The sequence below is a fragment of the Candidatus Marifrigoribacter sp. Uisw_064 genome, from assembly GCF_047730175.1.
Lineage (GTDB): Bacteria > Bacteroidota > Bacteroidia > Flavobacteriales > Flavobacteriaceae > Marifrigoribacter.
This window is the reverse complement of the sequence record NZ_CP159833.1, coordinates 2803484-2817365: the sequence shown is the minus strand read 5'-3', so window position 1 is coordinate 2817365 and position 13882 is coordinate 2803484. Positions and strand designations below refer to the sequence as shown.

Sequence of the window (13882 nt, the reverse complement as noted above, 5' to 3'; positions counted from 1 at the left end):
GTGTATTTTCTTCTAAAACCTTTTTCAATTGAGTTTTTAAATCTTCACTAGCATCATATACCTTTTGTTCACTGCTTGGGAAATACTCAAAAAGGGTACTAATTAAAACAAGATTGTCTGAAGTCAACGCCTCTTTATCATTTCCTTATTTATTTGCAGGAAGAACTTTTCCTACACAGTTACCAAAACCAATCCGTAACCCATCTTTTTCACTATAAGCACGCATGATAACAGTATCATTGTCATTAATAAATTTCCTCAGGGTACCATCTTTTAATGTTATAGGATTTTGCCCTTTCCAAGATAATTCTAACATAGATCCATATGAATCTTTGGTAGGACCGGAGATGGTTCCACTACCCATCATATCTCCTGATCTTACATTACAGCCATTTACAGTATGATGCGTTAATTGTTGTGCCATAGACCAATACATATATTTAAAGTTTGAATTGGCTACCACGGTTTCTTCCTCATTTTCAGGTTGAATACCCACTTGTAATTTTATATCAAAGTTTTTATTGTCACCATGATGTAAATAAGGTAAAGGTTCGGGATCTTGTAATGGACCGTTAGTTCTAAATGGCTCTAAAGCATCTAATGTAACAATCCAAGGAGATATAGTAGAGGCAAAGCTTTTTCCTAAGAAAGGCCCAAGTGGCACATATTCCCATGCTTGAATATCTCTAGCACTCCAATCGTTAAATAATACTAATCCAAAAATATAATCCTCTGCTTCATCAATAGAAACACTTTGTCCTAAATGGTTAGCGTCGGTAGTAATAAAAGCCATTTCTAATTCAAAATCTACTAATTTTGAAGGGCCAAATCCTGGTACGCCATCATCTCCTGGTTTTGATTGCCCAATAGGTCTTCTTACAGGTGTTCCTGAAGGAATAATAGATGAACTTCTTCCATGATACCCAATAGGAATATGTAACCAATTTGGTAATAATGCATTTTCAGGATCTCTAAATAAACTACCTACATTAGTAGCATGTTCTTTACTTGCATAAAAATCGGTATAATCCCCAACATCTACAGGCAATTGCATTTCAATTTCATCCATGGTAAACAGCACAATATTTCTGTGCTCTTGATTATCACGAAGATTAGAGTTCCCTTCTAAAAATATATCTGAAACACGATTTCGAACTAATCTCCAAGTTTTTCTACCATCGGCAATAAAATCATTAAGGCTGTCTTGCATAAAAAGATCGTCGGTTAAATCAATTCCATTAAAGTATCCTAATTGATGTAATGCACCTAAATCGATTGCAAAATCTCCAATTCTTGTACCTATAGTAATAATATCATCTCTAGTTAAAAAAACTCCAAACGGAATATTTTGAATAGGAAAATCTGTGTTTGTTGAAGTTTCAAGCCAAGTTTTTTTTGAGGGATCATTTGCAGTAAGTGGCATATATATGTTTTTTATATGTTAGTAAAATCTTTATCAAATATATAATTTTTGTTATACTAACTGAATGCTTTTTGTATTTTTGATCTTGAATTTTTCAAATTATTTTTTATGACAAGGGATGAACAAATTTTTGAGCTGATTGAAGCTGAAAAACAAAGACAAATAAACGGATTAGAATTAATCGCTTCTGAAAATTTTGTAAGCGAACAGGTACTTGAAGCAACCGGTTCTGTTTTAACCAATAAATATGCTGAAGGTTATCCTGGGAAAAGATATTATGGAGGCTGCGAAATTGTGGATGAAGTAGAACAATTAGCTATCGATAGAGCTAAGACTCTTTTTGGTGCTGAATATGCAAACGTACAACCGCATAGTGGTTCTCAAGCAAATACAGCTGTGTTTGCGGCATGTTTAAATCCTGGGGATACATTTTTAGGATTCGATTTATCACATGGAGGACATTTAACACACGGATCTCCAGTTAATTTTTCAGGAAAACTATACAATCCAGTTTTTTATGGAGTAGAGGAATCTACTGGAATGCTGAACTACGATACCATTGAAGAAATTGCAATAGAAACACAACCAAAAATGATTATTGCAGGAGCTTCTGCATATTCTAGAGATATAAACTATAAACGATTTAGAGAAATAGCGGATAAAGTGGGTGCTATTTTATTAGCAGATATAGCACATCCAGCGGGTTTAATCGCAAAAGGAATTATTAGTGATCCTGTTCCACATTGTCATATTATTACTACTACAACGCATAAAACATTGCGTGGACCAAGAGGCGGGATGATTTTAATGGGAAAAGATTTTGACAATCCTTTTGGTCAAAAATTGAAAAATGGAAACCTTAAAAAAATGTCTTCCTTATTAAATAGTGGAATCTTTCCTGGAAATCAAGGGGGACCATTAGAGCATGTTATCGCTGCTAAGGCAATTGCATTTGGTGAAGCTTTAACCGATTCTTTCTTGCATTATATGATTCAAGTGAAGAAAAATGCTTCAGTTATGGCAGAAGCTTTTATGGAAAAAGGATATAAAGTAATTTCCGGAGGAACAGATAATCACATGATGCTGATCGATCTTCGAAATAAAAATATTAATGGTAAACAAGCAGAAGAAGCTTTAGGAAAAGCTGATATTACAGTGAATAAAAATATGGTTCCATTTGATGATAAATCTCCTTTTGTTACGAGTGGAATACGTATAGGTACTGCAGCCATTACAACAAGGGGGCTTGTGGAAAACGACATGGGACCTATAGTAGATTTTATAGATGCGGTGATTAATAATTTTGAAAATGAAGAAAAACTAGAATCAATTGCTTTAAATGTAAATGATATGATGTCAGGTTTACCTTTATTTAAATAATAAAAAACTAGACGTGAAAAAGGATATTACTTCAAGAGAAGATTTAACAACACTAGTCCATATTTTTTATAAAGACATACGAGAAGAAGAATTATTAGGGACTATTTTTAATTCAATAATAAAAAATTGGGATCATCATCTTGATTTATTAGTAGATTTCTGGGAAACGAACCTGTTCTTTGTAAAAAAACACAAAGGAAATCCATTAGAGAAACACGTTGAGGTAGACCAATTTCATGGTAATACAATCAATGAATTATATTTTGGAGTATGGTTAAATCTATGGTTTAAAACTATCGATAGCCTTTATGAAGGCTATATTGCTCAATTAGCAAAAAATCGAGCAAGAAATATGAGTACTTTTATGAATCTTCAGATTTTTGAAAGTAGGGGAAAGTCAAATTAATTTAACATAATTTTGATTTCATTAATCTAAAATGGAACCGATTAAATGTTTCTAATTCATTAAATTTACACAAAATTTTCAACGATGCTTAAGAAAATAACAGGCCTACTTTTTTCAACTCGATTAACTGGAGTATTATTTCTTGTATTTGCAACTGCCATGGCAACAGGAACGTTTCTTGATGCATCTTCCGACACTTCTCCAACTCCCTATACCAACGAACTTATTTATACTGCATGGTGGTTTGAAGGAATCATGGGATTATTTGTAATTAACTTTATTGGAAATATTTTTAAATATAACCTGCTTAGAAAAGAGAAATGGGCAACACTACTTTTTCATTTATCATTTATATTAATTTTAGTAGGTGCATTTATCACACGTTATATTAGTTATGAAGGAGCCATACATATTCGTGAAGGAGCTACAGAAAACACAATTCTTTCTTCTGAAACCTATGTTACTGCATTTATAGACGGTGATTATCAAGTTAATGGTATTTCTCAACGTAGAAATTTAAAACCTCAACTAGTACGTTTTTCTGAAAGATTAGATAATGATTTAAAAATTAAAACAGATTATAATGGTCAAGATGTAACCATTTCAGTAAAAGAATTTATTAAGAATGCTAAAGAAGGGATTATTGAAAGCGAGGACGGTGATGAATACCTAAAATTGGTTGAAGCAGAAGAAGGACAGCGGCATGATCATTTTATTAAAGTTGGAGAAGTAGTAAACATTCATAATATATTATTTGCTATTAATAAACCTACTGAAGGAGCTATTAATATCTACTATGAAGATGGTAAATACAGTATTAACACTCCTTTTGAAGGAAAGTTTTTGCGAATGGCTGATCAATTTGAAGGGCTAGTGAAAAGTGATAGTTTGCAACCATTGCAAATGCGTTCTTTATACCAAATGGCTGAAACTGCCTTTGTTTTTCCAGAGCCTATTATGAAAGGGAAGTATGGACTTCTGAAAGCACCTGATAGTGAACCTACAAATAAGGATGGAGTTATATTCGAGGTTACTTCAGAAAACGAAACAAAAACCATTGAAATCTTAGGAGGTAAAGGTATGTCTGTAAGTCCAGAAGAATTAAAAATAGCAGGATTAAAAGTCTATTTAAGCTATGGCTCTAAAGAATACAAACTTCCTTTTAGTATTACTCTAAATGATTTTATTGCAGATAAATATCCAGGTACAGAAAAAGGGTATTCTGCCTTTAAAAGTAAAGTAACAGTGAATACATCTGAAACCGAATTTTATGATTATGATATTTACATGAACAACATTTTAGATCAGGGAGGATATCGTTTTTTTCAATCTGGTTTCGATCCAGATGAAAAAGGAACTATCCTTTCTGTGAATCATGATTATTGGGGGACCTTGATTACTTACATAGGATATTCGTTGCTCTATTTTGGCTTATTAGCAATTTTATTTGATAAAAATACTCGCTTCGGATTCTTGCGTAAAAGCTTGAGAAAAATCAGAAAAAAGAAATCGAAATTAACGTTACTACTTCTATTATTGATTTCGTTTACAGGATTTTCCCAACATAATAACTCAAAAGAACCATTGAGTAAGGTAAAGTTAGATTCTATCATTTTTGCTAATATTACTTCAAAAGAACATGCTGCTAAATTTGGAAAACTTGCATTGCAGGATAATGGAAGAATGAAGCCTGTTCATACTTTTGCGAGTGAATTACTTAGAAAGATTAGTAAGAGCAATAATTATGAGGGTTTAGATGCTAATCAGGTGTTTATGTCTATGTTAGAATATCCTCGTTTATGGTTAGAAGTTCCTTTAATTAAATTAAAAAGAGGAAATGATAGTATTCGAAGAACTATAGGTGTTTCTAAAGAAACAAAGCGGCTTTCACTTTTAGATTTAATTGATGAAAAGGGGAATAATAAGCTAGAACCTTACTTACAGGATGCTACTAAAACCAATACTCCTAATCAATTTCAAAAAGATTATATTAAAGCATATGAAAAATTTTACCTTTTAAATCAGGCTTTAAGTGGTAGTATGTTTAGGGTGTTTCCTGTAATTAATGATGAAAATAATAGATGGGTTTCTTATCCCGAATTAGGGGAAGCTAAATTTAAAGCAGCTGATTCAACTTTTGTTAGAAATATATTACCTTATTATTTTGAAAGCTTACGTGATGCAAGAAAAACGGGAGAGTATAAAACAGCTGATGACTTATTGGAAGGGATTACTAACTTTCAGAAAAAATATGGTAGCGAGGTATTACCTTCAGATAATAAAATCAATGCAGAAATAACGTACAATAAAGTAGATATCTTTAATCGACTCTATAAATACTTTTCAATAGTAGGGATATTGATGTTTATTTTAATAATATTTCAAATATTTAAAGAAGGAAAAACTGTAAATACACTTATTAAAGGATTTAAGTATATCATTTTGGTATTCTTTATTTTATTAACCTTAGGCTTAATAGCACGTTGGTATATTAGTGGTCATGCACCATGGAGTAACGCATATGAATCTATAATTTATGTTGCTTGGGCTACTGTATTATTTGGATTAACATTAGGAAGAAAAAGTGATTTAACAATTGCATCTACTGCTTTTGTAGGAGCCATTGTTCTTTGGGTTGCAAACCAAAGTTGGATAGATCCTTCAATCTCCACCTTACAACCTGTATTAGATAGTTATTGGTTAATGATACATGTTGCTATTATTGTAGGTAGCTATGGACCTTTTACCCTAGGAATGATATTAGGGTTGGCATCTTTAATTTTAATGATTTTAACTACAAAAAAGAATAAAACAAAAATAGATTTAAGTATTAAAGAATTAACTATTATTACTGAAATGGCACTAACGGTTGGTATTGTCATGTTATCTATAGGGAACTTTCTTGGAGGTCAATGGGCCAATGAGAGTTGGGGTCGATATTGGGGCTGGGATCCAAAAGAAACTTGGGCGCTTATTTCTATTATGATTTATGCATTTGTTTTACATATGCGTTTAATACCTGGATTGAGAAGCAGATGGTTTTTTAATGTGATGGCGTTATTTGCTTATGCATCAATAATGATGACTTACTTTGGCGTTAACTTTTACCTTACAGGATTGCATTCATATGCAAGTGGTGATGCACCTATAACTCCTAGTTTTGTTTGGTATTCAGTTAGTATCGGACTATTATTAAGTACCATAGCTTATTTTAAATATAAAAAGTTTTATAAATAAAAAAGGATATACTTTTTAAATATATCCTTTTAAATTTAGGGGGTTGGTAATTTTATTTAATTATAAATATAGTCGGGTTGTTTATTTACCATTCTATAATCTTCTTGAATATGTTCACTAATTTCAAGTTTCTCATATAATTCTTTAGTACATCTTTCTAATTCATGTTCCGTTAATTTTAATTTACGGACTATTTTTTCATTCGGTTTTCCTTCAGAGATGTATTGAAGTAATTTTATTTCTAATCCATCTAAATCGTATTGCATGATTAAATTTTCTAGATATACATCTTGTATTATCTTTTCTACATTGTCTCTGCTCATCATATCTTGACGTTTTAAGAATATTCGCATTTCAGTTTGTCTTAATTCATTTTCTTCTTTTACAGCTCTCATTCTATACATAATCGCAAACGTTATCAGTAAAATTTCGATTAAAGTTGCTATTTTTAAATGAATCGCTTCTGTATTTAAAAATGAAACTCCAATTTTATTTATGATATAATAATCTATAGCAAATAATAGAGGTATGCTATAGGCTATCACATAAAATTTAGCGTAATTTTTTCTACTAAAAAGAAAAAGTCCTGCTATAAAATATAAGACCATGATACTAAATAATATAATGTTTGATATTAATGTAAAATTAAAATTATCAAAAACTAATGAAGAACTTATTAGAATTGCTGCAATACCTAATAGGGCAGAAGTAATATATTTTAACTTTGGATAATATTCATTGACAGATAAATATTTAGACGCAAACATCGAACTAAAGCAAATGGTAAGTAATAAAAAAGTAGCTTCAAGCTCATCTAATTGGTTTGAGATATTAATGCCTATAACATTTAATAGTCCGTCATTATATAAAAATAAGCTTGTTATGCCTGCGACTGCGAGTGAATATAATAGAAATAATTTTTCTTCAAAAAGAAAATAACAAACAAAGTTTAATAAAACTAAAGTCAGAGCAAACCCATAATATAAACCATAGTTAAAATAAACAGTTTTACTTGTACTTAATTTATTCTGTAACACTATGTCTTTAGCTTTTGTTTTAAAATTAGATAAAACATAGGCGTTTTCCTCATTTAGATTAATACCTGAAGTTATGTTATTTGCATAATTAAAAAAGTAGGCTTGATCAAGTAAAGGGTTTTTAAGGTGATTATCTAGAATTAACTTAGTACTAGAATTATAATCATTTGAGGTTGAATCAGGCGGTGTAACCTCCTTATAGTCAGGTAGATTGATGGATTTATTGTCTTTAATTTTCGCTGAATACGAAGAAGTGCTATTTATAACTAAAGCTATAAAAAGACACAATAATAAGGGCAAATTTTGAAACTTCATCTTAGTAGGTTTTAACTATTTGGGAAGACGAATATAGCGATAAAACGCAATACAACTAATTTAAGTGCGTTTAATCGATAAAAATTGGTAGAAATAGACACTAATGAAAGATTTTCCTACAAAAAATAGTATTATAAATCTAAGTGTTAATTACCTACCATATCTTCTGGTCGAACCCATTTGTCAAAATCTTCAGCACTTAGATACCCAAGTCTAACAGCTTCCTCTTTTAAGGTGGTCCCATTTTTATGAGCAGTGTTTGCGATTTCAGCAGCTTTATAATAACCGATCTTTGTATTTAGGGCTGTAACCAACATTAATGAGTTGTTTACTTGTTTGGTAATTACCTCTAAATTTGGTTCTATTCCTATAGCACAATTATCATCAAATGAAACACAAGCATCACCCAATAACTGTGCGGAATGTAAGAAATTAGCAGCCATTACCGGTTTAAAAACATTTAATTCATAATGGCCTTGCATACCACCAACAGCAATTGCCATGTCATTTCCTATCACTTGAGCACAAACCATAGTTAATGCTTCACATTGTGTTGGGTTTACTTTACCTGGCATAATTGAAGACCCAGGTTCATTAGCAGGAATTGCAATCTCTCCAATTCCACTTCGAGGTCCACTCGCTAATAATCGAATATCATTTGCAATTTTATTTAATGATACCGCTAATTGTTTTAAGGCACCATGAGATTCAACGATTGCATCATGAGCAGCTAAAGCTTCAAATTTATTTTTAGCAGTTATAAAGGGTAATTCAGTAAAAGAAGCAATGTAACCAGCAACTTTTTCTGCATATCCTTTAGGTGTGTTAATTCCTGTACCCACAGCAGTTCCTCCTAAAGCTACTTCGGCTAGATGTGCTAATGTATTATCTAAAGCGAATAAACCATGTTCTAATTGAGATGCATAGCCACTAAACTCTTGCCCTAAGGTTAGAGGAGTAGCATCCATTAAGTGAGTTCTTCCAATTTTTACTATTGAATTAAACTCTACTGCTTTACTTGAAAGGGTTGTATGGAGTTGTTTAACTCCAGGAATTGTTATTTCTATTAATTTTTTATAAGCCGCAATATGCATTCCCGTTGGAAACGTATCATTTGAAGATTGAGACTTATTTACATCATCATTTGGTTGAAGTGTTTTTTCACCTTCACCAATTGTTTTTCCGGCAAGTTGATGTGCTCTATTTGCAATTACCTCATTTACATTCATGTTACTTTGAGTACCACTACCGGTTTGCCATACTACTAAAGGAAACTGTTCGTCGTGTTTTCCTTCTAATATTTCATCACAAACAGCCGCTATTAAATCTCTTTTTTCTTCCGGTAAAACGCCTAAATCACAATTTGTATACGCAGCAGACTTTTTTAAATAAGCAAAGCCATAAATGATTTCAATTGGCATAGATCCTGGTCTTCCAATTTTAAAATTATTACGTGAACGCTCTGTTTGAGCACCCCAAAGTTTATCGGCAGGTACACGTACCTCGCCCATAGTATCTTTTTCTATTCTGTATTTCATGTGTTCAAATTATTTTTTTTAACTGTTACATGCTGTTCGCTATTTGCCATGTTATATAATGATGAACTTTTTAGCATGCTCGTTTCATAATGTTTATTTCTGAAGTAACACAAAGGTACATAAAACGGCAATTCTTCTAAAGTATGGTGCGGTTTATTTCTTGTAATAATTCAAATATTTTATTATTTATTTTAAATTTTAACATTATATTTGTCGTTTAATATTTAACCCGTTTATATTATGTTTGATTTCGATCAATATTTAGGATTTTTAGCATTTTTAACCATTCTAACAATAGGATTTTGGTTAATGTTTTTCTTAATTGGATTTGTAATTCCTTACTGGATTGGAGGATCTCTGATAGAACGATTGAAAATGAATCGCGAAGCAAAACAAAAAGAATTAGAATAATATCTAATTATACTATAAAAAAAGACCCCTTGTTAAACGGGTCTTTTTTTATTAAGTATATTTTTTAAAATACTATCCGTCAAACCCTTCGCTTTCACCACTTCCAACATTACCTGAACCTCTTGGCCTTTCTTTTTTCTGGTTAAAACGATAGGTAAATGATAATGTAAATTGTCTCTGTCTCCATTGAAATTCACTTTCACTTGTAAATGTATCTGTTTGTGTAAAAGATTGTCTTTTTCTAGAATTTAATAAATCCCTAACATTAAATGCGATCGTAGCATTATCTTTTATAATATCCTTACTAAAGGCTAAATTCATCATGAACATTCCTTTGGTTTCAGTCTGGGCATTGTTTCTTGGGCCTCTATACATTCCACTTGTTTGCCATTCAATTTTTGAAGGAAGAGTCACCTTCGCACTAAATCGAGAAAACCAACTTGTATTTTCTGTTCCATAATCAATATCATTAAAAAATCCTTCTGTTTCAAATTTAAAAATATTAAAACTACTGTTTAATCGCAACCATTTAGTAGGATTGTAAAGAATCCCTGCTTCAAAACCAAAACGTTGATTGGTAGATAAATTAATTGGAATCGTACGTATTATAGGGATTCCATTTGATGTGGCTTGTCCTGTGTCTTCTTGTACTCTCGCAAAAGCATCTGTTTCATATTGATAATAGATGGAAGAAGTAAGGGTTAATTTTTTCCAACGTTTTAAATAACCTAAATCAAAAGCACTTGCAAAAGCAGGATTTAAGCCAGGATTTCCTTGAAAGATATTTGCTTCACTTGAACGTGATGGAAAAGGATTGATAAACCAACTACGTGGCCTATTAATTCTTCTATTGTAGCCTAATGTTATATTTTCTCTATCGCCAATTTCATAAACCAAATTAACAGTAGGAAACAACTCGGTATAATCATTTTTAAAATTAATAGAAAAGTCGTCGCTAGTTGTAACATCTTCACCAGTCGATTTTCCTTTTAATTGAGTGTTTTCTAGTCGAAGACCTAATAAAAATGAAAATTTCCCAAATTTATTTCCATACTGAGTATAAATAGCATTTGTGTTTTCATTGTACGTGAAAATATTTGAGATGCTATCGTTTCTTATAAAATTTCCAGTGATTCCATCTTCTTCAAGCAGGTTGTAATCGGTTATTGTCTCTTCAAATTTACCTCTATATCCTGCTTCAAATTGTGCGTTTTCACCAATAGGCAATACATAATCTGATTGAGCTAAATACTCTTTACCATCTTCAATGGCAACTATATTTTCACCAGAAAGATCTACTATATCAGGAAATGTGTTTCGTTCACTAATAAATGATGTTTCTGTTTCTTCATCATTTTCATATTGTAAATCAATGGTTAATTTTTCACCATTATCATTTAAGTTATTTTCATAATTCAATGAAAATTGATAGCTTGTATCATCTTCTTTTTCTTCTTCAGTTCTAACTCTAATAAATTGTAATGAATTAGCAGGAGCAAAGTCATTTGTTGTATTTGTTGTAACTGTTTCATTATCTCCTAACCTAAGAAATCCAGTGGCAGTTAATGAAGACTTTTCAGTTAAAAAATATTCAATTCCTAAATTTGTATTAAAACCTTGTCGGAGTCTGTCGTAATTTCTTTTTTCTGTGGTTCGATTAAAGGTAGGTTCAATTAATATAGTTTCACCAGTTTCATCATCAATAATAGTTCTTGTAAAATAATTATTATCGAAAAATGCATTACCAGGGGCATCACTATATCTAAACCCTGAAGTATTGAACAAATTAAACTTTTCTGTTCTTAGATTTATATTGGTGGTAACTCCAGAACCCAAAGGGTAATTAAAGTTAGTCGCTATAGAGCCGTTTAATCCTATTGTTTTTTCTTTTCTTAGAATGATGTTTAAAATACCTGCTGTTCCTTCAGCATCGTATCTAGCAGAAGGAGAAGTAATAACTTCAACACGTTCTATTGATTCTGCTGGTAATTGTCGTAGTGCGTCTGTTGAACCAAAACCAGCAATAGCAGAAGGTTTCCCATTTATTAATATTCTAACATTTTCATTACCACGTAAATTAATAGTACCGTCTACGTCTACTGTTACACTAGGCACATTATTTAAAGCATCACTAACGGTAGCCCCACCAGTGGTTAAGTCTTTACCTATGTTATATATTTTTTTATCTAAACGAACTTGTACTTCAGTTGTTTCTGCTCGTATAACTACCTCATCTAAACTTGCTGCATTTATTTCAAGAGTAATGGTAGGTAAGCTTGTATTTTTAAATAATTTTTGATTGTTTATTTTTACAGTTTTATATGAAATAAACTCATATTGAACGGTGTAATTACCTGAAGGTACTTCAATAGAATAATACCCTTTTGTGTCTGTAATGCCACCCGTAATAATTTTTTCATTAACGTCTAAAAATACAACAGTTGCATACTCTAAAGGTAAATCAGTTCCTTTTTCAATGATGCTTCCAGTGATTAATACTGAGCTGTTTTTCGGCTTTTGAGCTAAAATAACTGTTGAAACAAGAAGGCAAAAAATGGTAAAATATATTTTCATAGCTAGTTTCAGCATTAGACTACGAAAATACTAGAGGGTTTGATGAAGAGATGCCAAATTTGTGTTAAATATAAAGGCTAAATAAGGAAGAAGAAGTTACAATATTTCATCCATTTTTTCTAAAGGTCTTGCAATTACAGCTTTGTTACCATTTACCACAATAGGTCTTTGTATCAATTTTGTGTTTTCAACCATGGCAGTAATGATTTCTTTATCATTTAATTCTTTTCCTTTAAATTGATCTTTCCAAATTTGTTCGTTTTTGCGAACTAATTCTATTGGATTTATTTTTAGCAAGTCAATTAGACTCTTTAGGGTATCGAACGTAAATGGGGTTTTCATGTAATTTATTATTTGTACATCGTTTTCGCTATTATCAAGGAAAATATTGCATTCTCTTGATTTGCTACACCTGGGGTTATGGTATATGGTTATCATATTTTAGTTTTACAATGTTTCTAATTTTTCAATTTCTTCTCGATAATCAAATTGTAGATCTTCATGAAGTAATGATATTTTTTTCTTGATAAATTCAATTTGTCTATAATATAAGTTGAATAGTGCTTTACTTTTATTAATGTTTGGCTTAAAGTTGTATAATTGGACACAATAGAAGAGTAATAATTCTACTTCTGTTTCTTTGTTTTGAGAATAGCGTATAAATTTTTTACAATCCCTCAATATCTTTCTACTGCTTTTTCTGATAAAATAATAACTACTGGTATTAATCTCAGAAAATTGCTGAAGCATTTCATTTTTAATTCCTTCTACATAGCCTTCTTCATTAGAAATTTCAAAGAGCAAATAACTAATTAATTCTTTGTTTTCTTTCTTAAAACGTACCAAGCGTAAGCATAATGATAATAATTCATCGTTAGATTTATGACTTAGATCTGTTTTAATATCTTTTAAAGAAGCAGTTTTCATATTGATGATTGTAGGTGCAAACTTAGTGTTCCTAATTAAAATGAACTAAAACTATATTATGAAGTTGGTATTAAATATTTAAATAGACTATCTTTTCTTAAATAATTTCAACGAGCAAGTGTGTGTTAAAAAGTAAATGTTAACAAATTGAATACGATTACAAATAATTAACTGTTTTTTTTGGAAAAAAGCTTTTTGCCAATTTTACCTCCAATAAAAGCCATAGGAATATAAGCACCTACTAAATCAACAATTGAAAACCAAGTGGGTGAAGGAAGTAGGAAAACATTGACAATACCTCCAATTAAGAAAAGCACACCTATAGCCATAGCGAACTTCATTTTATGGGTTGCAGCTATCATTGCGGCAACACAGGCACCTACTAATGTTCCAAGCGCATGTGCTAAAAATGGAAAAATAAAATGTTTTGGTTGAAATTTATGCATAGATTCTATTAAGCCTTCCATGGTAGTAGCATCAGCACCTTCAGGAGGAGGCATGATAGATCCACTGAGCATAATCAAGCTCATATTGACAACACTCCCTAAAACAAGTCCTAAAATTACTGCCAGTATATTTCTAAGTATTGGATTCATAATTCTTTATGTTTTTAGAATACTTATTTTTTTGGTCT

The 13882-nt window shown here is 31.2% G+C and carries 11 protein-coding genes; 4 read left to right on the top strand and 7 right to left on the bottom strand.

All coding sequences use genetic code 11. The features are described from left to right. Nucleotides 1-145 precede the first annotated feature (145 nt). Nucleotides 146-1423: a fumarylacetoacetase gene (fahA, locus tag ABXT64_RS12665; RefSeq protein ID WP_443633301.1), complete on the bottom strand. Its 1278-nt coding sequence runs from the start codon at nucleotides 1421-1423 to the stop codon at nucleotides 146-148. A gap of 108 nt (nucleotides 1424-1531) precedes the next feature. On the opposite strand from fahA, the gene glyA reads away from it, so the two are divergent. The 3 genes from glyA to ccsA all read left to right on the top strand — a co-directional run bounded on the left by glyA (nucleotide 1532) and on the right by ccsA (nucleotide 6446). Continuing rightward, on the top strand, nucleotides 1532-2803 hold the full coding sequence (gene glyA, locus ABXT64_RS12660) for a serine hydroxymethyltransferase (RefSeq protein WP_443633300.1): 1272 nt from the start codon (nucleotides 1532-1534) through the stop codon (nucleotides 2801-2803). Nucleotides 2804-2816: 13 nt separating this feature from the next. Further along, nucleotides 2817-3209: a group III truncated hemoglobin gene (locus ABXT64_RS12655; RefSeq protein ID WP_443633299.1), complete on the top strand. Its 393-nt coding sequence runs from the start codon at nucleotides 2817-2819 to the stop codon at nucleotides 3207-3209. Between the two features lie 84 nt (nucleotides 3210-3293). Continuing rightward, nucleotides 3294-6446, top strand: coding sequence for a cytochrome c biogenesis protein CcsA (ccsA, locus tag ABXT64_RS12650; protein ID WP_443633298.1), 3153 nt, complete (start codon nucleotides 3294-3296; stop codon nucleotides 6444-6446). Between the two features lie 56 nt (nucleotides 6447-6502). Here the strand turns inward: ccsA and ABXT64_RS12645 are convergent, their stop codons facing one another. Together ABXT64_RS12645 and fumC are read right to left on the bottom strand one after the other, a co-directional pair. Then, nucleotides 6503-7798 (bottom strand): 7TM-DISM domain-containing protein, encoded by a 1296-nt coding sequence (locus tag ABXT64_RS12645; RefSeq protein ID WP_443633297.1) that lies wholly within the window; start codon nucleotides 7796-7798, stop codon nucleotides 6503-6505. Nucleotides 7799-7944: 146 nt separating this feature from the next. Then, nucleotides 7945-9336 carry a class II fumarate hydratase gene (fumC, locus tag ABXT64_RS12640; protein WP_443633296.1) on the bottom strand — a complete coding sequence of 464 codons (1392 nt, stop codon included), beginning with the start codon at nucleotides 9334-9336 and terminating at the stop codon, nucleotides 7945-7947. A gap of 240 nt (nucleotides 9337-9576) precedes the next feature. Here fumC and ABXT64_RS12635 point away from each other — a divergent pair, with 240 nt between their 5' ends. After that, the gene (locus ABXT64_RS12635; RefSeq protein WP_443633295.1) at nucleotides 9577-9747 is read left to right on the top strand and encodes a hypothetical protein; all 171 of its coding nucleotides are present in this window, start codon (nucleotides 9577-9579) and stop codon (nucleotides 9745-9747) included. Nucleotides 9748-9819: 72 nt separating this feature from the next. On the opposite strand, the gene ABXT64_RS12630 is transcribed toward ABXT64_RS12635, so the two are convergent. From ABXT64_RS12630 to ABXT64_RS12615, 4 genes are all read right to left on the bottom strand, one after another. Then, complete coding sequence (locus tag ABXT64_RS12630; RefSeq protein ID WP_443633294.1) at nucleotides 9820-12321, bottom strand: outer membrane beta-barrel protein; 2502 nt, start codon at nucleotides 12319-12321, stop codon at nucleotides 9820-9822. A gap of 96 nt (nucleotides 12322-12417) precedes the next feature. Then, nucleotides 12418-12759: an arsenate reductase family protein gene (locus ABXT64_RS12625; RefSeq protein WP_443633293.1), complete on the bottom strand. Its 342-nt coding sequence runs from the start codon at nucleotides 12757-12759 to the stop codon at nucleotides 12418-12420. A gap of 9 nt (nucleotides 12760-12768) precedes the next feature. Continuing rightward, nucleotides 12769-13248: a hypothetical protein gene (locus ABXT64_RS12620; RefSeq protein WP_443633292.1), complete on the bottom strand. Its 480-nt coding sequence runs from the start codon at nucleotides 13246-13248 to the stop codon at nucleotides 12769-12771. Nucleotides 13249-13415: 167 nt separating this feature from the next. Then, on the bottom strand, nucleotides 13416-13844 hold the full coding sequence (locus ABXT64_RS12615) for a hypothetical protein (protein ID WP_443633291.1): 429 nt from the start codon (nucleotides 13842-13844) through the stop codon (nucleotides 13416-13418). Nucleotides 13845-13882 lie beyond the last annotated feature (38 nt).